This window comes from Micromonospora sp. CNZ285 (assembly GCF_004637285.1).
The window spans coordinates 1,168,412-1,187,547 of sequence record NZ_SPQD01000001.1; the positions used below are offsets into that span (position 1 = coordinate 1,168,412).

General features: G+C 75.0%; 16 protein-coding genes. 3 read left to right on the forward strand and 13 right to left on the reverse strand.

Annotation, left to right across the window (positions count from 1 at the left end):
* The first annotated feature begins 16 nt into the window (after positions 1-16).
* Positions 17-1,156 carry an acyl-CoA dehydrogenase family protein gene (locus CLT75_RS05195; protein WP_135239736.1) on the forward strand — a complete coding sequence of 380 codons (1,140 nt, stop codon included), beginning with the start codon at positions 17-19 and terminating at the stop codon, positions 1,154-1,156.
* A gap of 15 nt (positions 1,157-1,171) precedes the next feature.
* Complete coding sequence (locus tag CLT75_RS05200; RefSeq protein ID WP_135239737.1) at positions 1,172-2,227, forward strand: acyl-CoA dehydrogenase family protein; 1,056 nt, start codon at positions 1,172-1,174, stop codon at positions 2,225-2,227.
* A 10-nt stretch (positions 2,228-2,237) separates the two neighbouring features.
* On the opposite strand, the gene CLT75_RS05205 is transcribed toward CLT75_RS05200, so the two are convergent.
* Positions 2,238-2,774 carry a hypothetical protein gene (locus CLT75_RS05205; RefSeq protein WP_135239738.1) on the reverse strand — a complete coding sequence of 179 codons (537 nt, stop codon included), beginning with the start codon at positions 2,772-2,774 and terminating at the stop codon, positions 2,238-2,240.
* 177 nt (positions 2,775-2,951) lie between these two features.
* Complete coding sequence (locus CLT75_RS05210; protein WP_135239739.1) at positions 2,952-5,747, reverse strand: LuxR C-terminal-related transcriptional regulator; 2,796 nt, start codon at positions 5,745-5,747, stop codon at positions 2,952-2,954.
* A 374-nt stretch (positions 5,748-6,121) separates the two neighbouring features.
* Between CLT75_RS05210 and CLT75_RS32535 the strand changes: the two genes are divergently transcribed.
* The gene (locus CLT75_RS32535; RefSeq protein WP_167796882.1) at positions 6,122-6,811 is read left to right on the forward strand and encodes a hypothetical protein; all 690 of its coding nucleotides are present in this window, start codon (positions 6,122-6,124) and stop codon (positions 6,809-6,811) included.
* A gap of 226 nt (positions 6,812-7,037) precedes the next feature.
* Here CLT75_RS32535 and CLT75_RS05220 read toward each other — a convergent pair whose 3' ends face one another.
* The 11 genes from CLT75_RS05220 to CLT75_RS05270 form a co-directional block, all read right to left on the reverse strand.
* Complete coding sequence (locus tag CLT75_RS05220) at positions 7,038-7,751, reverse strand: aspartate/glutamate racemase family protein (RefSeq protein WP_135239741.1); 714 nt, start codon at positions 7,749-7,751, stop codon at positions 7,038-7,040.
* Positions 7,748-9,028: an FAD-dependent oxidoreductase gene (locus CLT75_RS05225; protein ID WP_135239742.1), complete on the reverse strand. Its 1,281-nt coding sequence runs from the start codon at positions 9,026-9,028 to the stop codon at positions 7,748-7,750. Before CLT75_RS05225 ends, CLT75_RS05220 begins: the two co-directional genes overlap by 4 nt.
* Before the next feature lie 13 nt (positions 9,029-9,041).
* The gene (locus tag CLT75_RS05230; RefSeq protein ID WP_135239743.1) at positions 9,042-9,920 is read right to left on the reverse strand and encodes a family 3 encapsulin nanocompartment shell protein; all 879 of its coding nucleotides are present in this window, start codon (positions 9,918-9,920) and stop codon (positions 9,042-9,044) included.
* A gap of 14 nt (positions 9,921-9,934) precedes the next feature.
* A complete protein-coding gene (locus tag CLT75_RS05235; RefSeq protein ID WP_135239744.1) occupies positions 9,935-10,774 on the reverse strand; it encodes a methyltransferase domain-containing protein in 840 nt (279 codons plus the stop codon).
* 29 nt (positions 10,775-10,803) lie between these two features.
* Entirely contained in the window at positions 10,804-11,634 is an 831-nt protein-coding gene (locus tag CLT75_RS05240; protein ID WP_135239745.1) for an SDR family oxidoreductase, read from the reverse strand.
* A gap of 4 nt (positions 11,635-11,638) precedes the next feature.
* Complete coding sequence (locus CLT75_RS05245) at positions 11,639-12,610, reverse strand: sulfotransferase (RefSeq protein ID WP_135239746.1); 972 nt, start codon at positions 12,608-12,610, stop codon at positions 11,639-11,641.
* Positions 12,607-13,788, reverse strand: a complete 1,182-nt coding sequence (locus CLT75_RS05250) for an MFS transporter (RefSeq protein ID WP_135239747.1) — start codon at positions 13,786-13,788, stop codon at positions 12,607-12,609. Before CLT75_RS05250 ends, CLT75_RS05245 begins: the two co-directional genes overlap by 4 nt.
* Entirely contained in the window at positions 13,785-15,113 is a 1,329-nt protein-coding gene (locus CLT75_RS05255; RefSeq protein WP_135239748.1) for an aminotransferase class I/II-fold pyridoxal phosphate-dependent enzyme, read from the reverse strand. The genes CLT75_RS05250 and CLT75_RS05255 overlap by 4 nt, the downstream gene beginning before the upstream one ends.
* Positions 15,114-15,946: 833 nt before the next feature.
* Positions 15,947-16,684, reverse strand: coding sequence for a serine/threonine protein kinase (locus tag CLT75_RS05260; protein WP_135239749.1), 738 nt, complete (start codon positions 16,682-16,684; stop codon positions 15,947-15,949).
* A 54-nt stretch (positions 16,685-16,738) separates the two neighbouring features.
* Entirely contained in the window at positions 16,739-17,743 is a 1,005-nt protein-coding gene (locus CLT75_RS05265) for an Acg family FMN-binding oxidoreductase (RefSeq protein WP_135239750.1), read from the reverse strand.
* Positions 17,744-17,849: 106 nt separating this feature from the next.
* Positions 17,850-19,073 carry a helix-turn-helix domain-containing protein gene (locus CLT75_RS05270; protein ID WP_135239751.1) on the reverse strand — a complete coding sequence of 408 codons (1,224 nt, stop codon included), beginning with the start codon at positions 19,071-19,073 and terminating at the stop codon, positions 17,850-17,852.
* Positions 19,074-19,136: the final 63 nt, after the last annotated feature.

A 19,136-nucleotide genomic window follows, 5' to 3' on the forward strand; every position in this document is an offset into this window, starting at 1 on the left:
CGGCTAGCGTCCGGCCATGGACCTGCGTGACTCGCCCGACGAGGCCGCCTTCCGCGCCCGGGCACGTGCCTGGCTCGCGGAGGCGGTCCCGGCCGTGGACGACCCGGCCGCCGCCCGGGCCCGCTGGTTCGACAGGGACTTCCTGACCACGTACGCGCGCCGCCTGCACGCCGCCGGTTACGCCGGACTGGGCTGGCCGGTCGAGTACGGCGGCCGAGGGCTGCCGCTCGGGCACCAGGCGATCTTCCTGGAGGAGTCGGCCCGCCGGGGCGCCACCGAACAGGCCGGCGTGATCGGGCTGGGGATGGTCGGCCCGACCGTCGTCGCCTGGGGCACGCCCGCGCAACGGGCCCACTACCTGCCCGGCATCATGCGCGGGGACCTGCTGTTCTGCCAGGGCTTCTCCGAGGCCGAGGCGGGCAGCGACCTGGCCGCCGTGGCCACCACCGCGCGACTCGACGGGGACGCCTACGTCGTCGACGGGCAGAAGCTGTGGTCCTCGTACGCCGCCGTCGCCGACCACTGCCTGCTGCTGGCGCGGACCGGCGGACAACGCCACCGCGGACTCACCTGCCTGCTGGTGGACCTGCGGACGCCCGGCGTGACGGTACGGCCGCTGCGGCAGATCACCGGGCGCGCGGACTTCGCCGAGATCTCGTTCGACGGCGCGCGGGTGCCGGCCGGCGCGGTGCTCGGCGAGCCCGGTGACGGGTTCCGGGTGGCGATGACGACCCTGGCCCACGAGCGCGGCACGTTCGGCTTCACCCTCACCGCCCGGCTGGAGGAGCACCTGCGCCAGTTCGTCGCGCTGCTGCGGGCCTCCCCGCTGGCCGACGACCCGGGCGTACGCGACCGCCTTGCCACCGTCTGGACGGACCTGGCCGCGCTGCGCTGGACCAACCTGCGGCTGCTGGCCGAGCTGGCCGAGGGCGGCGAACCAGGTCCCCGCACCTCGGTGGTGAAGCTGCTCTGGTCGCAGGCCAACCAGCGGCTGGCGCACCTGGGCGCGGAGGTCGCCGCGGCCGACGAACGCGCCACGGCGCTGTGGCGGGACCGCCTGCTGCGCAGCCGGGGCAACACCATCGAGGGCGGCACCAGCGAGGTGCTGCGCGACGTCCTCGCCGAACGGGTGCTCGGCCTGCCCCGATCACGCTGAACCCGTGGAGGGACCGTGCGCTTCGCGTTCACCCCGGAACAACTCGCCCTCGCCGAGACCGCCCGCCGGTACCTGGCCGAGCAGCAGCCGCCCGATGCCGCCGGTGTCCCCGAGACCGACCCGGCCCGGCGCGAGGCCGCCTGGAAGACTCTCGGCACGCTCGGCTGGCTCGACGCCGACCTCGGCGCGGTCGAGTGGGGCGTGCTCGCCGAGGAGTGCGGCTACGGGCTGCACCGCGAGCCGTGGCTGACCACCGTCGCGCTGGCCGGCCCGGCGCTGCGGGCCGCCGGTCAGCCGCCGGCCGGCCCGGTGGCGCTGGCGTGGGCGGAGGCGCCCGCCGGGCGGGCCCGTCTCGACGAGGCGCACCTGCCCGGCTGCCGGGCGGTGCCGGACCGGGACGCGGTCCGGCTGCACGGCCGCAAGGAACGCGTCGTCGACGGCCTGACCGCCACCTCGGCGGTGGTGGTCGCCCGAGGGCCCGACGGCCCCGGCCTGTACCTCGCCGACCTCGCGGCGACCCGCCGCACCCCGCTGCCGGCGCCGTGGGACGCCACCCGCGCCGAGTGCCGGGTGGACCTCGCCGGCGCACCGGCGGAGGATCTGTGGCTGGACGCCCGCCGGGTACTGGCCGACACCCGGCGGCTGGCGCTGGCGCTGTTCGCCTGCGAGGCGGTGGGAATCGCCCGCCGGGCCCACGAGATCGCCGTCGCCCACGCCCGCGACCGGGTGCAGTTCGGCCGCCCGATCGGCGCCAACCAGGCGGTGTCGCACCCGCTCGCCCAGGCGTACGCCCGGATCGAGACGGCGCGGTCGCTCGCCTACCGCGCCGCGTGGTGCGTCGCCGAGCGGGAGCCCGGCGCGGGCCCGGAGGTTGTCGCGGCGGCCCTGGCCGCGCGGGAGGCGGCGCTCACCGCCACCGAGGCCGCGATCCAGACGCTCGGCGCGGCCGGGTTCACCTGGGCGCATCCGGCCCATCGCTGGTACCGCCGGGCGCTGTGGCACCAGGACTTCGCCGGTACGGCGTCGGATCTGCGGGCCGAGCTGGCCGCGATGGTCCTCGCCGCGGCCTGACGCCCCCGCCTCAGCTGTCGGTGGCCGCCGAGTGCTTGCGGCGCAACCGGGTGATCCAGCCCTGCGCGGTGTGCGCGGGGACTCCGAAGTGCCCGGCCACCCCGGCGATCGTGCCGGTCTGCCGGTAGACGGCCTCCAGCTCGTCGTCCTGCGGGGCCCGCCGGTACGCGCGCCCGGCCTGGATCCGGGCGGTCGCGGCCGGCTTGCGGCTCAGCCCGCCCTTGCGGGACCGGCCGGCCGTCGGGCTCGCCGGTTCGGCGCGCGCCGGCTCGGCCGCACCGGTGCTGACCCGGGGGAGCGCACCACCGGTCACCGAGACGCCCGGCCGGTCACCGGCGGCACCCGGGATGAACGCGGACAGCAGCAGCTCGAGATTGACGTACGGAAGCTCGCCGCCGCGCATCTCCGCGCCCTCGACCGGCTGGATCACGACCTCCTTGACCGTCGGACGGCCGTCCTCGAGTTCGAGGCGGACCCGCGTCTGCACCGCTGGACTGGCGAAGCTGTCGTCGACGACGGGGACGATGGTGACGATGTATTCGTTCATGTCATGCCTTCTTCGGGCACCTGCGGTCCAGAGTTTCTGGTCCCGCGGTGGCGCGGCCCGGGCGTCGGAGGTAGGGTGCGCTGCTTGCGTCGAAGCACGGTTGACACATCGTAGCGGAACAGAAGACGCAATACACCAAGCGGCGAACGCGGAATCGCCGGAGCCCAGCACAGAGACTCAATACTCGTCGGTGCCGGGGTCCATCATCGAGGCGATGAGCGCGGAGCGTGACGACACACCGATCTTGCGGAAGATGCGGGTCAGGTGCGCCTCGACGGTCTTGACCGTGACGTAGAGCCGCTCCGCCGCCTCGCCGTTGCTCATGCCTGTCGCGATGAGCTGGACGATCTCCCGTTCCCGGCGGGTCAGCGTCGGCATGTCGGCCGGCGGCCCGGAGGTCCGCCGGCCGACGCGACCGGCCCTGCCCAGCAACCGGCTCTGCGCGCTGATCGAGGCCCGGTGCAGGATCCGGGCGCCGCACGTCTCGGCGATGCGCCGCACCTGGGCCAGGCTCGCCTCGGCGGCCTGCCAGTCGTGCAGCCCGTCCAGCGCCTTGGCGTGCACCAGACGCGCGGCGGCCTCCTCCAGCGGCCAGCCGAGCTGGGCGAACGCCTCGGCGGCGCCGGCCGCACCGGCCGCTGCGGCGGGCAGGTCGGTGGCCATCGCGATCCGCGCCCGGGCCAGCGCCACGTGCGCCTGCTGCCCCGGCAGGTCACACGCGCCGGCGTGCCGTTCGGCCTGCTGCACCCAGCGCCGGGCCTCCTCGACGTCGCCCCGCCGGCGGGCCGCGCCGGACAGCGTCGCGGCCCAGTAGGGGCGGTGGCACACGTCCACCGCGCGCAGCGTGGTCCCGCCGCAGGCCCGGATCAGCAACGTCAGCGTGTTGGCACGGTCGGCGCACTCGTCGCGCATCTGCGCGTGGATGCGCTGGACGACCGAGCCGAACCAGTCGTCGGCCGAACTGCGCACGACCGGCTCGGCCAGGCGCAGCGCCGCGGCCGGCCCGTCCTGCCAGTACACGACGGCGGTACGCATGATGCGGGCGAACCGGTGCATGGTGTCCAGCTCGAGCCGGTCGGCGTACCGCTCGGCCTCGACGGCGTCCGCGCGCGCCTGGTCCAGCAGGCCGAGCTGACGGGCGGCGCAGGACCGCCCGCTGCGCAGGTACGGCACCAGCACGTCGTTGCGCGCGGTGGTGGCGATGCGCAGCGCCCGGTCGAAGTGCCGGATCGCACGCGTCTCGCGGCCCTGGAGCAGTTCCACCCAGCCGAGCAGCGCCAGCACGTCCAGGTGGGTGCTCAGCTCGGCGTCGGTCGAGGCGTCGGCGGCCGTCGTGGCGTCGGCCACTGTCGCCGTCACGTCCACTGTGCTCGGCACGTAGCAGGCGGCGAACGCCGAGACCACCCCGAACCACGCCGCCTCCACCGGCCGGCCGGCCGCGCCGCCGGTCCGCCGGGCCAGCGCGGCGTAGCGGACCGCCTCCCGCTCACCGGCCAGCGCCCCGCAGATCGCCAGTTCCGCGGCGACGGCGGCGGTCAGCCGTCCGGGCAGCGGCGCGGTGTGCGGTTCCGGCATCAGGTCACGCAGCAGCGTGTATCCGAGGCGGCTCTGCCCGCGCAGCCGTTCCACCCGGGCCTGGGCCAGGACCGCCTCCGCCCGCACATCGCCGTCCGACCGGGCCGCGACGTCCTGGAGCACGCCCCGCCCGTCGGCCACCCGGCCGGCGCGCACCAGCGCGTCGGCCAGGTGCAGCCCTTCGGCCGGGGGCAGCCCGGAGCGCGCCGACGCCGACGGGGCCAGGCGTGCGGCCACCGACAGCCAGCGCACGGTGTCCGCCGCCGGCACGAACGGATGACCGGCGGCGGAGAGCAGCGTACGGGCGGCGTCCGTGTCACCCGGGCGGGCCGATCGGGCCAGGTGGTCGGCGTAGGCGGGCGCGGGATGGCCCAGCTCGCGCAGCACCCGGGCGGCGGTGGCGTGCAGCGTGCGGCGGCGTCCCGGCGGCACCTGCCGGTAGACCGCGGCGCACAGCACCGGGTGCCGGAACCGCAGCGCCGGCTCCTCGTGCAGGTCGGCGCGCAGCACCTCGCGGGCGACGAGCCGGTCGGTCAGGTCCTGGCAGTCCTGCGGGTCCAGCTCGCACATGGCGGCGATCAGCGTCGGGTCGAATGTCACTCCGAGCACCGCGGCGGCCTCGGCCACGGCCCGTTCCGGCGCCGGCAGCGCCAGTTCCGGCGCGAGCACCCGCACCACCTCGGGCGGCAGCGCCTCGGCCAGGTCGACCGGCTGGTGCCGGCTCGGGTCCAGGCAGTCGTCGTCGAGGTGCCGGTACGCCTGGCTGTACAGCGGGTTGCCCCCGCCCAGCGCGTGGATGCGCTCCGCGCGGTGGCACGGCTGGGCCAGCATCCGCCCGACCTCGACCACCGACAGCGGCGGCACCTCCAGGCGTTCGTGCCGTCCGCTGGTCACCGCCAGGGCCGCGGCGAGCGGGGCGGACATCCGGGCCAGCCGGTACGCCAGCACGAGGACCAGCCCGGCCGGTGGATTGCGGACCAGCTCGCCGATCAGCTCCAGTGAGGACGCGTCGGCGAGGTGCGCGTCGTCGACCAGCAGCATCGGGCCGCCCTGCCGGTTGTGCCCGGCGGCGAGCGCCGCGAGCAGCCGTGACCTCGGGTCACGCCGGCCGGGGCCGCGGGCGCCGTCGTGGGAGCGCCAGAGCGGGGCGAGCATGGCGTACGTCGCGGGGGCGCGCCCGACCGCGGACAGCACGCTCAGTCCGGCGGCACGGGCGAGGCGCCCGCAGCGTTCGAGCAGCGCCGTCTTCCCGATCCCCGGCGCGCCGGGCAGCTCCAGGACGGTGGACGTGCCGTCGGCCGCCGCGGTGACGGCCCGGCGGGCCGCCGCCAGCAGGGGTGCCCGGCCCACGAACGACGCCGGTTCGGCTCCCTCCGGGTCGTCGTCGAGGCTCGCCATCGGACACCTGCATCCTTTCGGGACGTGCGCCGGGCGGGTGCCCGACCCCGGCCTGCTCCGCCCGGGCGTCGCTGTCCATGATGTGCCGCTGCACGGCACGGCGCCGGGCGGGCGCGCCGTTGCGCCGGATACCGGCGTAATCGACGGTTGTTGACGGCACGACCCTAACGCCCCGATGCAATGTGGGGTTTCCCCCACTGTCGACGACGGGCCGGCGATCGACACTGGTCGCGGTGTTTCGCGGAAAGGGTTCGCCCATGCGCAAACGAGGTCAGGAAACCGGTGACTGGGTGCTGTTGCACTGTCCGTTACCGGGCCGTTCGACCCATGCCGACTCCTTTCTGACGAGGGGTATCGGTCCGCTCTTTTCGGGTATGCACCGGAGCGGCGAGGTTACCGGCTGGTATTACGACCGGCGGGGTTCCGCCGACGTCCACGTGCACGGCCGCTGCACCGACCCCGGCGTGCTCCGGGCCCGGCTGGCCGGTCTCGTGCTCGCGGGCCGCAGCGCCGGCCGGCCGGTGACCGTGTGCCCCGAGCCCGGCGCGCTTCCGGTACGCCACACCGACCTGCGGGAGCAGTCCAGCGCGCTCGCCCTGGAGATCATCGCGGCGACCGCCACCCGCCCGGCGCGGATACGGACGGGCTGCGATCTCGCCCTCGCCACGTTCCTGTGCGCCGGGGTCGCCGCCGCGTACCCCGGCTCGGCAGCCGCCGCGCCGGCCGGACCGGACGCCTGTCCACACTGCGTGGAGTGGTTGCGGTCGCCGCCACCCGGGGTGCCGGCGCGGCTGCGCGGCGTGGCCGGGCTGCTCGCCGAGGGGCGCGGCTGGGTGGCGCGGTGGACCGGGGTGCTGCGCCGGTCGGGGATCGTTCCGGTGGCCGGTGGGCCGGACGAACTGACCACCCCGCTGCGGTGTCTGCTCAACCAGATCGGCCTCACCGGGGCGGACAGCCGGCGGATCGAGGCGACCGCGCGGCGGGCGGTGCTCGCCGCCACCTCCGGCGTCCCGTTGCGGGCGCACCGCACCCGCCGTGCGCCCGGTTACGACTGGTGCGGCTGAACGCGGCGACGGCCTGCCGAAACTGCCACCATCGGCTCACTCTGCGTCGATTCAGGATCCCGGGAGCGCGCCCACGGAACAGTTATTCCAGGCGGCCGCCCACTTCTTCCGGCCGCAATTATTGACCAATCGGCGGAAGTGCCGCACGTCAGCGGGTCGCCCGTTGTCGTTGCGCCCCGGCCGGGTACGAAACCGGCGGTTTCCGGCGCAGTTTTCCGACAGCTCCTCATTGCGGTCCGCGCCGTTTCCGGTGGTACGGCCGCCGGGTGAGGCTCGCGTACGCCATCGTGGTCAGCGTGACGATGTCGAACACCGGCACACCCAGCCGCGCCTGGATCCGGTGGGCGAACGGCACCAGGTCGGTGCACTCGACGACCAGCGCCCCCAGATCCGGGTGCGCGCCGGCCAGCGCGTCAACCCGCTCGTCCACCTCGGCGGCCAGCCGCTCGACGTCGAGGGCGTCGCGCCGCCCCTCCAGCATCACCTCGCGGAACTCCGGCTGCCCGGCCATGCCGGTGACCGCCACCGGCACGTCGGCGGCGCCGATCGCGGCAAGGTGACGCGGGGTCAGCGCGGCCTCGTCGGCGACCAGCAGCCCGACCGGACGCCCGACCATCCGGTGCACCATCGGCAGTTGCACCAGGCTCGACGACCACAGCGGGACGCGCACCGCGGCGGCGAGTTCGGCCTGGAACAGCACGAGGAACCCGCACGCCCCGGTGATCCCGGCAACCCCGGCCGCCTCCAGGTCACGGGCCGCGTCGACGAACGGTCGCAGCAGCGTCGGGTCGGCCTCGCGGACCAGCCGCTGCGGCGTGGCGCCCTCCACCACCCGGTAGCGCACCGGGAAGTCGAACGTGTCCGGGTTGCGGATGTGCCCGGGGATCTTGTCGAAGCTGGTGTCGAGGCAGAGCACGCCGATCTCCGGCCGGTCGCTCACGAGATCCCCCTCTGGAAGCGGTCCACGGCGAACGTCTCCAGCGGCAGGTCCGGCTCGGCGCCGGCGACGAGCTGGGCGAGCAGTTGCCCACCGGCCGGGGCCAGGCCCATCCCGATGTGCCCGTGCCCGGTGGCCACGCTGACGTTGTCGTAGCCGCCGGCCCGCCCGATCAGCGGCAGGCTGTCCGGGGTGCACGGGCGCAGACCGCTCCACACGTCCAGGCGCCGACCGGTGTCCAGCGCCGGCAGGTACCGCCGCGCGGTGTGCAGGATCCCGTCGACGCGGCGCGGCGAGATCGACGTGTCCAGGCCGGACAGTTCCAGCGTGCCGCCGACGCGTACCCGGTCACCCAGCGGCATCACCGCGACCTTGCCCTCGCTGAGCAGCACCGGGCGGGTGGGCGTGCCCGGCCCGGCGGGCAGCGTGACGGTGTAGCCCTTCGCCGGTTGCAGCGTCAGCCCGACACCGAGCATCCGGGCGCAGGCCGCCGACCACACCCCGGCGGCGATCACCACCTCGGCCGGGCGCAGTTCGCCCCTGCTGGTGCGCACCGCGCGTACCCGCCGCCCGGTCACCTCGAAGCCGCGTACCTCCGCGCCGGTGACGACGTCCACGCCCCGCGCCCGCAGCGCCGCCGCGAGCGCCACCAGGAACGCCGGGATACGCAGCGCGGCGCCCTCCTCGTTGAGCAGCGTCCCGGCCACCGCGAAGTCGACGCCGGGTTCCAGCCGGGCCAGCTCGGCCCGGTCCAGCTCGCGCAGCGGCACCCCACGGGCGGTCGCCGCCGGGATCGTCCGGCGCGCCTTCGCGTACCCCTGCTCGGTGTGGCAGGCGAGGATCATGCCGCGTTCGGTGAGCGTCCCGGCCAGCTCGTCCTCGGCGCAGATCTCGCGCAGCAGCGCGAGGCTGCGCTGCTTGAGCGCGAGCAGCGTCTCGAACCCGGCGCGGGCGTGGCGTTCGGTGCAGTGCCGGCGGAAGTGCCACAGCCAGGCCAGCAGCGCGCCGTCGAGCCGGGGCCGGACCGCGAACGGGCTCTCCGGGCTGAACAGCCAGCGGATCCCGGTGGCCGGCACCCCCGGCTCGGCCAGCGGCGCCGAGCCCTGGGTGCCGACGAAACCGGTGTTCCCGGCCGAGCAGGCCGCCGCGTCGCCGACCTCGCCCCGGTCCACCACCGTCACGCTGAGCCCGGCGCGGCGCAGGAACCAGGCGCAGCACAGGCCCACCACGCCCGCGCCGACCACCAGCACGTCGGGGTCGGTACGGCCCGGCGTCGTCATCAGCCGCCGCCGGTCAGAGCGTCACGACGAAGAAGCAGGTGGGCAGGTTCACCACGACCCGCTCCCAGATCTCGGCGCGCAGCGCCACCCCGGGTTCGGCGAACGTGCCGGGCGGCGGCTCGGCGAACGCGATGGTGGACCGGCCGGCGTCGAACAGCAGCGCGCCGTGGCCGAAGTCGCCGACGATCGCGGTGCCCGGGTCGACCAGCCGGGTACGCACGATGAACACGCCGTTGTCCTCCACGTCGCGCATCAGCGAGCCGCTGCCCAGCAGCCGGTAGTAGTCGGCCGGGTTGAGGATCAGCCCGTCGGCGGTGCTGCCCATCTGCTCGACCTCGTTGCACGCGGCCAGGACGGTGGACGCGAACGGTCCCGGGTCGGTGAGCCGACCCAGGTCCGGCATGGTCAGCAGCCCGCCCTCGCCGCGCAGGATCGTGTGGTTCTCGGCCGTCGCCAGCCGCACCACCAGCCGGTAGTCGATGAACTGCGCGAAGCTGACCGGGTCCTCCCACAACGTGTCCGGCACCTGTACCCACGCGGTGGTGGTGAGCAGCGGCGGGATGGGGGAGCGGTGGAAGTGATTGGCCGCCTCCCGGCGCAGGTCCGCGCCGTCCACCGCCGGGTCGCCCGGCCGGGGCGGGCTCTCGTGCCAGTAGTAGTCCTGCGGATCCCGGGACAGGTCGACCACCTTGAGCATGTTCCGGGACGGGTAGCGGGGCTTGCGCCGGGAACTGGTGAGCGAGTCGGTGATCGTCACGTCGTAGTCGACGCTGGTGTCGAAGCCGTCCTTGGCGAACGCCTCGACGAACGTCGCGCCGGGCGACATCTGCGTCTTCCGCTCGGCGACCACCTCGGCGATCGTCCGCTTCACGGTGTCGGTGCGCTGTGACATCTGCTGTCCCTCCCTCAGGCCGGCTTGCGGGCGACGAACATGCCCCAGCCGAACTCGCCCCTGTCGATCGCCGCCTGGATCTCGTCGCACGAGTCGGCGAAGCCGAGGATCCAGGTCCGCGCCGCCTCGTCCGCCGTCGTCTCCGCGCGCTCCCGGGCGGTGCGGCCCAGCACCCGGTACGTCTGCCTGATGTGCGCGTCGAGACTGCGTGCGACCACGTCCACGAACCCGGCCTCGGTCAGTGCCCGGCGGTAGCCGTCGAGCGAGTAGCCGTCGTTCCAGCGCACCCGGTCGTAGACGTGCCGGCGGGCCGCCTCGCCGATCCGCTCGGTGGGCTGGAGGAAGTCGGACACCGCCAGCACCCCGCCGGGGGCGAGCACCCGGAACATCTCGGCGTGGCTGCGCGGCTTGTCCGGCACCAGGAACAGCGCGTCCTGGCTGACCACGTGCGTGAACGTGCCGTCGTCGTACGGCAGGGCGGTGGCCGAGCCGTGCCGGAACGACACGGGAAGCGCGGCGCCCCGCTCGGCGCGCCGCTGCTCGGCGAGGCGCACCCGCTCGATGCTGAGGTCCAGCCCTTCGCCCCGGCAGCCGGTGCGCTCGGCCAGGCGCAGCAGGAAGTTGCCGCAGCCGCAGCCCACGTCGAGCACGTTCGCCGAGGCGTCGATCCCGGCGTCGGCGGCGAGGATGTCGGAGGTCCGGTCGGCCGCCGCGTGGTAGTCGCTGTCGTCCTCCCCGGTGAAGTAGCCGGTGTGCAGCACGCCCTCGCTGTCCCAGAAGCTGAGGTACGTCTGCGTGGTCTGGTCGAAGAACTCGGAGACGTCCCGCTCGGTGAACCGGCTGGTCGTGGACATGGGCACTCCCTTGTGCGGCGGTCGGTGGGTCAGGCGTAGGTGTCCTTGCGGACGCCGGTGAGGTGGGGCAGGTCGGGGCCGGTGGCGGCGGCGCCGCCGTCGATCAGGTGCACCCCGGCGGTCACGTACGACGCGCGCTCGCCGGCCAGGAACGCGGCCACCGCGGCGACCTCCTCGGGCCGGGCCAGCCGGCCGACGGCGCTGTGGTGGCCCATCGCGGCCAGCCGCGCCTCGACGTCGCCGTCCGCGCCGGCGAGCCGGGCCGCGGCGCGTTCCATCGGCGGCGTCCGCACCCCGCCGGGCGCGAGCACGTTCACGGTGACGCCGTCGCGGCCCACGTCGACGGCGAGGCCCTGGGCGAAGCGGACCAGCGCGGCCCGGGTCACCCCGGACAGCACGAGCGGGCCGATCGGCACGCAGGCGGTCTCGGAGGCCACCAGCAGCAGCCGGCCCCAGCCGGCGGCGCGCATGTGCGGCAGCGCGGCGAGCGACACCGCTACCGCCGGCAGCAGCACCCGGTCCACAGCCGCCCGGTAGTCGTCGGTGTCGAAGCCGGTGGCGGTGCCCACTGGCGGGCTGCCGCCGCTGACCAGCAGCACGTCCACGCCGCCCAGCTCGCCGGCGACCCGGTCCACCCAGCGGGCGGCGGCCTCGGTGTCGGTGAGGTCCACGCCGGTCGCGCTGATTCGGCCGGAGGCCACCGCCGCCAGCTCCCGCTCGGCGGCGGCCAGGCGCTGCGGGTCACGCCCGCAGACCGCCACGTGCGCGCCCTCCGCGGCGAACTCCTTCGCGCAGGCCAGCCCGATGCCACTGGTACCGCCCGCGACGAGCGCCACCCGGCCCTTGAGCCCCAGATCCACGTCCTCACCTCTCCGTCTCGCCGACGCGGGCCGCCGCGCCGGGGTACGCCGGGTCGCCGTCCGGCCCGCCGGACCGGTAGCCGTACCGGGTGGACAGCGGCCAGGCCAGCGCCGCCACCGCGAGCCGCTGCCGGCCGGTCAGCGTGCGCCGCCACCCGTCGTCGCGGTCCCGGATGACGGTCGGGCCGGTCCGGAAGCGGTCCGGGTTGCCGGTGACGGTGTGGTTGCCGCGCAGCTCGACGGTCCGGTCCCGCACCGGGTTGGCCGCCGGGTCCACACCCACCAGCCGCAGCAGGGCGCCGATCGTGCCGGCCGGGTCGGCGGTGAAGTCCTCGTAGCGCAGGAACGCCGACCGGTCCGGGTACCGCCTGTTTATGGCCGCCGACGCGAGGTTGAACCCGTGCCAGTACGCGGTGCTGCGCGCCGCCGACATCGCGTAGACGTACTCCTTCGGCTCCCGCCACGAGTGCGCCACCGCGCGCGGGTCGCGCACCAGGTGCAGCCAGTACGCCTGGACGCCCGGCACGTGCGGCAGCAACGCCGACTCGCCGGGGATCTTGGTGCTGTCCACGATGACGCGGGCGCCGGTGCGGGCGGCCACCTCCCGGTAGACCGCGCCGAGCAGGTCCGCGTGCGCCCGGGTGTCCGCGTCGTACGCGCCCCGGCGCAGCACCCGCCACGTGTGTCGGGTCCGTAGCCGGGCCCGTTGCCGGCGGATCACCTCGGCGGCGTGCGCGTCCGTCGGCATCCCGGCCGGACGACCCAGCGGCAGCACCGCCGACCACAGCGGACAGGCGGTGAGCGCGGCGCCGCACCCGCACCTGTCGTTCACCCCGCGCCCGGTCGAGTTCTTCCACAGGAAGTGCAGCTCACCGACGTGCACCACACCGGGCGCCTCACCGAGGACGTTGCCGATGATGGTGCTGCCGTTACGGCACCAGCCGTTGACGCTCAGGACGGTCACCGGTGCGCTCATGCCGCCCGTACCTCCGCCGGAGCCGGCGCGGGCGCGACCCGGCCGATGCGCAGCGCCATCGCGGCGGCGACGGCCGCGCCGGCCGCGCCCGCGACGAACACCGCCGGATAACCCAGACCGGCCGCCACCAGACCGGTCGCCGGCCCCCACACCGCAAGACCCAGATCCCAGAACGAGGTGTACGCCCCGATCGCCGCGCCCTGCCGCGCCGGGTCGGTGCGGTTCATCACCATCAACGCCAGCGACGGGTGCAGCAGGGAGAACCCGACGCCCATCACCACGCTGCCGGCCACCGCCACCGGCAGGTTCGGCGCGACGGCGATGACCAGCAGCCCGACCGCCTCGCCCACCCCGCACCAGGCGGCCACCCGGCGCGGGCCGAGGCGGTCCGGCAGGTGCCCGATGACCAGGCGGGTGCCGGCGTACACGGCGCTGAAGACGCTCAGCACCACCACACCGTGGCCGATGCCCCGGGCGTCCAGGTGCAGCACGACGAACGCGGCAAGACCCGCGTACCCGGCGGCGCCGAAGGTGAGCGCGATGCCGGGCAGCAGCGCCGGGCGCAGCAACAGCGCGGCGCCCTTGGCGGCGGGCGCGGTACGCGGCGGCGCGGGCACCAGCGCGACGAGCGCCGCGCCGACCGCCGGTGCGACCGCGCTCAGCAGCCACACCGCCGGATAGCCGGCCTGCTGCACGGTGGCGCCGAGGAACGTGCCGGCGGAGATGCCGCCCCACATGCTCACCCCGTACAGGCCGATGAGCTGGCCGCGCCGCTCGTGCGGGGCGAGCTGCACGATCCACACCGCACCGGCGGTGAACAGCGCGGCCTCGCCGGCACCGAGCAGCAGCCGGACCGCCACCAGCGCGGGCACGGTCAGCGGGGCCAGGTAGAGCAGGCCGCCACCGGCCACCACGAGCGCCCCGGCCAGCATCACCGTGCGGTGGCCGTGCCGGTCGGCGAGCGCGCCCGCGATCGGCCGGACCAAAAGCGCGGTCACCGCGGTCACCGTGACCACCACGCCGACTGTCAGGTCACCGGCGTCGTGCCGTTCGCGCAGGAAGCCGGGCAGCACCGGGATCACCGCTGTCAGTCCGAGGTAGCCGGTGAACAGCCCGCCGAGCAGCCCGGCCAGCGCGAGCCGGGGCAGCGGCCGGGCCGGGGTCTGCGCGCCGGTCACGATCCGACCAGGGCGGTCTCACGGGCGGCGGCGACCTTGCGGACCGCGCGGACCAGGTCGTCGCAGTCCTCGGGCGTGAGGTTCGACGACAGCGGCACGTCCACGGTCTCGGTCAGCAGCCGTGCGGTGCGCGGCAGCGTCGCGCGGATCTCGCCCGGGTCGGCGCTGTCGTACAGGAACCGCCAGTTCCAGAACGCCCGAACGTTGAGGTCGTCGTCCGCGCCGATGTTGCGGGCGTCGATCCCCTCCGCCCGCAGCGCGCGAGCGAACCAGCCCGCGTCGCCCCAGCCCGCGTCACCGCCGGGTACGCGGAACACGAACGCCTCCCCGAGGTACGCCCCGGGCGCGACCGGCCGCCGCACCGCGATCCCGGGCAGCCCGGCCAGGGCGGCGCTGACGTGCGCGTAGTTGCGGTGGAACAGCGCCAGCCGCTGCGGCAGCCGGGTGAGCTCGGCGCGCAGCAGGGCCGCCCGGATCTCGTCCATCCGCAGGCTCAGCAGCGGCAGGTCCAGGCCGGTCAGCGGCGGCTCGCCGTGCGGGAAGTGCCGCCGCAGCCGCCCCTCGTACGCTCCGGACAGCGCCACCGCCCGTGCGAACAGAGTGCTGTCGTCGGTGATGAGGAAGCCGCCCTCGCCGCAGTTGAGCGCCTTGTCGGACTGGGTGCTGAACGCCCCGGCGGCCCCGAACGTGCCGAGCTTGCGCCCGTTGAGTTCGGCGCCGAGCGCCGGCACCGCGTCCTCGATGAGCGGCACGCCCATCTCGGCGGCGAACGCGGACAGCGCCTCGACGTCGGCGGCGAATCCGCGCATGTGCACGACCATGACGGCGCGGATCTCCGGCCGCCAGCGGCGGCGCAGGTCGTCGAGGTCCATCCGCAGGTCGTCGTCCACCTCGACCAGGAATGGCCGGCAACCGGCCAGCACAATGGCGCTGGGGGTGGCGACGAAAGTGAATCCGGGGCAGGCCACCAATGAGCCCGGTGGCACTCCGGCGCCCATCAGGGCGAGCGCCAGCGCGGCGGTACCGCTGGAAACGGCCAGCGCGTGCCGGGTGCCGAAATAACGACACAGTTCGAACTCGAACCGCCCGCATTCGGTTTCATGAGGCGGCCGGTGGTCATATCGGAAGTAGAGGTGACTGCGGACGGCGCGAATAGCCGCGTCCTCGTCCTCGCTGTGCACGAACACCGCGCCCTTGTCGTACGTCGGCCAGGGCGCACGCCGCACCGGCTGTCCGCCGTGCAAGGCGAGCTGTTCGGGCAGCTCAGAGCCGTTCTGCACCGGCCTCGGCGGGCTCGGTGCGGGAGCGTCGTTGTTCCCGTCCACCGGCGGACTCCTCGGGCGAGCGGCGACAATTCCTAGCGACTCGATAGGATTAACCGGGGCGTGCGCCGGGCATGGTCGCCCGGCGGAATCGCAGTCCCGGCGCGATCCCGTCGAGGGGTAAGAAATGCCACCAGATCCGACATTCATGGTACGTCGATCCAGCGAGAGTAATGATTGTCGTCGATCCCGTACGCGTCAACAGATAGACGTGAATATGTTCGGCGCCGGGCCGTGCCGACAGTGGACTATGCGGAATTATCGCTGCCGGCCCGCTGATCCGTCGGCGCGGCCCGGCGCCTCCCGCCGCCGCCTCCCGCCGCCGAACGCGGCGCCCGTCCCGTGGCCTCGATCCGCCGCCCCAGGGCGTCGCCCGGCGCGTCGGGCTCGCTCGCACCGGGCTCGCTCGCACCAGGCTCGATCACACCGGGCCTGGTCGCGCCGGGCCTGATCGTGCGGGGCCTGATCGTGCGGGATCCGGTTGCGCCGAGGTCCGGCCGCCGTCGGGCTTGCCGTCACGGACGGTAGCGCCGAAGCCTCACCGGCAGAACTCACCCTGCGCCCTTTGCTCTGCAGCCATCGGCGCATCGGTAACTCACGGCCACTGGTGCGTATGTGGCTGCAGAGCAAAGGGCGCGAAGGGGTATGCGTCCAGCTCTCGGCTCGCCGCGCATCATCGCTGCTCAGGGGCGTGCTGCGGACAATCCGACCCATTCGGCCCCGGCAACTTCCGTCACCCTCCGTGACTTGCTGTCGAAATCGGGCCACTGTCACGGAAAGTTACGCCCAAAGGGCGGGCGCGCGTCGTCGAGACCCGGCCTGACAAGGCCCGTCGATCAGGTGGCTCGCCAGTCGCGGACCAACGCGGCCACAGTGGCGTACCGCTCCACCGGATCGGACCGGCCGGCCCGGTCGGCGACCGCGCGCTCCGCGGCGGTGCCCCGCCAGCCGGACGGGCCGTCGATCAGGTGGTGCAGCGTACGACCCAGCGCGTGGACCGTGGTGCGCTCGTCGATCGTCGCGCCCCGGGTCAGCTCCTCGGGCGACAGGTAACGACGGGAGCCGGGCAGCCGGTCGGAGTCGAGCACGAACGGCCCCGGCCGGTACTCGTCCAGGTCGATCAGCCGCATCAGGCGGGCGTCGAAGTCGTAGAGGAAGCATCCGTCGTACAGGTCGACGGCGACGTACCCGGCCGCGCTCACGGCCAGGTGGGCGTCGAGGATGACGTCCAGCGCGGCGCGTACCTCGGCGACCGGCAGCCGCTGGAAGCGGTCCAGGCCGCTCCGGTCGCTGCCGCCGCCGGTGGTGGCGTGGTTGAGCACGACGCCGTCGCACCACGGGTACACCAGCGTCGGGCCGTCGGTGCCGTCGCGGACCAGCTCGGGCCGGACCACTGCGGGGTGCCGGACCGCGGCGTGCAGGCGCAGCGCGCGGGTCAGCGACTCTCGCGCCGCCGGTGTTCCGGCCCGCTTGACGAACCAGCGCCGGCCCGCCGATTCCACGCCGTAGGAAACGCAGCCGGAGTCCTGGTCGCCGAAGACCACGAACGCGTCGGCCGGGTCGAGGTTCCCCACCCGTCGAGGCTACGACGACCGTCGCGCCGGCGGCGGCCCGCCGGACCGCGCCGGTCAACGCGGCTGGTCCACCACCTCGATCACGTCGGCCGGCGCGCGGCGCGGCGCCGGCGGCAGCTCCGCGTCCGGGCCCCAGCCCACGCGCACCACCAGGTACGGGTCGCCGATACCGGCCAGCAGGTCGCGCATCATCCGGCGCGGCCAGGCCAGCTCCACGGCGTCGCTGAGCGGCGCGCTGGCCAGCCCCTCGGCGGTGGCGGTGAGCAGCAGCGCCGACAGCGCCTCGCCGCCGCGCAGCCAGGCCGCCGGCTCGTCGGACTCGCCGAACAGGATCAGGTACGCCGCGCCCCGGTCGAAGTCCGCGCCCGCGCTGAGCCCAGCCGCCCCACCGGGCGCGTAGTCGCGCAGCGGCACCCGGCGGGGGGACGGCCGCACGGCGGTGGCGGCGGGCACCCCGTCGCCGCTGCCCTCCGGGCGGTGGGTCCAGCGGTGCAGCTCCTCCCGGTACGCGGGGTCGGCCAGCTCCGCGTCGGCGGCGCGACCGGTGGAGACGGCGAGCATCGGCATCTGGTCCGGCCGGACCACGTGCAGGTGCGCGCCCTCGGCCTCCACGGCGTCGCCGAGCCGGGCCAGCACCGCCTCCGGCACCGGCCGGTCCCCGTACGCCCGCCGGTCGGTGCGGCGGCGCGGAATCGCCTCGACCAGGCGGCCCGCCGGCACGTCCAGGTCGGCCGGGCCGGTGGTACGCACCCGGGCCAGCAGCGACGGGTCGGCCGGGTCGGGCAGCCGATCCACGGTGACCGCCCAGCCGACCGCCGTCAGCGACACGCGCGCGTGGTGCAGGGCGGCGCCGCAGCTCAGCATCAGCAGCCGGCCGTCCGGGTCGGTGTGGGCGAGCTGCCGGTCCGCGTCGACGCGCAGCTCCAGCGCGTCGCCGGTGACCCGCCAGCGCCACGGCTGGGTGTTGAACACCGACGGGGCGTGCAGGGACTGCCGGGCGGCCGCCTCCAGCACCCGTACCCTCGGGTCCTGCTCAATGCGGGTCGATGAGCTGTTCATGGCGGCCCTCCTGGTTGCTCGTCCCCTTCCGACCCTGCCCGCCGCCGTCGCGGGCGGACAGGGCCGGAGGTCCCGGCCGCACCGGGCCGTGCGCCCCGGCGCGGCGTCAGGCCTCCTCCGGCTCCGGGGGTACGGCCAGAGCGATGGTCAGGTCGAGCACCGTCGCCGGGTCGTGCAGCCGGTCGCCGAACAGCTCCCGCAGCTTGCCCATCCGGTACCGGACGGTCTGCGGGTGCACGAACAGGTCGGCCGCCACGTCGTCGCGCCGTCCCTGGTGCAGCAGCCACGACCGCAGCGTCTCGGCCAGCCGCTGCGCCGTGGCCGGGGGTAGCGCGGCCAGTGGCGCGAGCGCCTGCGCCCGCAGGTCGGCCAGGGCCTCCGGATCCATGCTGAGCAGCAGCGTGGACAGGTGGCGCTCGGTGTCGACCGGCCCGGCGTCCGGCTCGCCGAGGCCGAGTGCGAGCGCCCGGGTGGCGCGCTGGTACGACGCGGAGACCCGGTGCCAGGGGCGGGCCGGGCCGAGCACCGCCCGGTGCCCGTGCAGCAGCCGGGTGAGCTGGCGGCGCCGGCCGCCGTGCATGTCCGGCACCAGCAGTACGGCCAGCTCCTCGACCGGGTTCATGCCGGGCAGGTCCTCGCCGCTCTCCAGCGTGTACGGGCTGAGCAACGCCAGCACCGCGCGCAGGTGCCGGCGCGGCAGCAGCACCACGGTGAGGGTCTGCGGCGGCGGCCAGTCGGCGCGCTCGGCGCTGCGCCGCAACGACTCCTCCGGCTCGCCCGCCAGCAGTTGCTGGGTGAGCCGTTCCAGGCTTCTGCGGCGCATCCGGCCGGCGCTGGCCAGCTCGTCGGCGTGCCCGGCCACGCTCGCCGCGGACAGCTCGTCGATGTAGGCGAACATCAGCTCGGCGAACTCGGCCACCGTGGCGGCGGCGAGCCCGCTGCGGACCGTGGTGGTGGACACCTCGCGCCAGGCCACGCGGGCGCCGACCCGGTACGCGGCCAGCAGCGCGTCCATGCTGCGCCCCGAGCGGGCCTCGCCGCTGCCCAGCGCGTACGCGGCCTCCAGCGCCGGGGCCAGGGGAGTGCTCGGGTCGAACGCCTGGGTACCCTCGATGAGCTGGAGGAACGTTCCCAGCGCGATGCGTACCGCGTTCTCGATCTTCGCCCGCATGGCGCCGGTGAGCGCGCCGGAGTAGTCCGGCACCTCGGCGGTGATCGCGGAGACGGTCCGCTCGGCCACCATCGGCAGCCGGGCGCGCAGCGTCGCGGCCATCCCGGCCTCGAGGTTGAGGTGCGCGGCGCGCTGCCCCGTACCGGCCTCCGACGTCATGTTGTTCCCTCCGAACAAAAACCCGCGACCTTTTCACCTTTGTCGGTCAAGATGTTATGCGAT

Bases quoted from the DNA above. Each gene is read 5' to 3' on its own strand.
- CLT75_RS05270 (WP_135239751.1), bottom strand. From the start codon at position 19,073: ATGACGTCGGAGGCCGGTACGGGGCAGCGCGCCGCGCACCTCAACCTC.
- CLT75_RS05210 (WP_135239739.1), bottom strand. From the start codon at position 5,747: ATGGCGAGCCTCGACGACGACCCGGAGGGAGCCGAACCGGCGTCGTTC.
- CLT75_RS05230 (WP_135239743.1), bottom strand. From the start codon at position 9,920: ATGTCACAGCGCACCGACACCGTGAAGCGGACGATCGCCGAGGTGGTC.
- CLT75_RS05235 (WP_135239744.1), bottom strand. From the start codon at position 10,774: ATGTCCACGACCAGCCGGTTCACCGAGCGGGACGTCTCCGAGTTCTTC.
- CLT75_RS05245 (WP_135239746.1), bottom strand. From the start codon at position 12,610: ATGAGCGCACCGGTGACCGTCCTGAGCGTCAACGGCTGGTGCCGTAAC.
- CLT75_RS32535 (WP_167796882.1), top strand. From the start codon at position 6,122: ATGCACCGGAGCGGCGAGGTTACCGGCTGGTATTACGACCGGCGGGGT.
- CLT75_RS05195 (WP_135239736.1), top strand. From the start codon at position 17: ATGGACCTGCGTGACTCGCCCGACGAGGCCGCCTTCCGCGCCCGGGCA.
- CLT75_RS05225 (WP_135239742.1), bottom strand. From the start codon at position 9,028: ATGACGACGCCGGGCCGTACCGACCCCGACGTGCTGGTGGTCGGCGCG.
- CLT75_RS05205 (WP_135239738.1), bottom strand. From the start codon at position 2,774: ATGAACGAATACATCGTCACCATCGTCCCCGTCGTCGACGACAGCTTC.
- CLT75_RS05265 (WP_135239750.1), bottom strand. From the start codon at position 17,743: ATGAACAGCTCATCGACCCGCATTGAGCAGGACCCGAGGGTACGGGTG.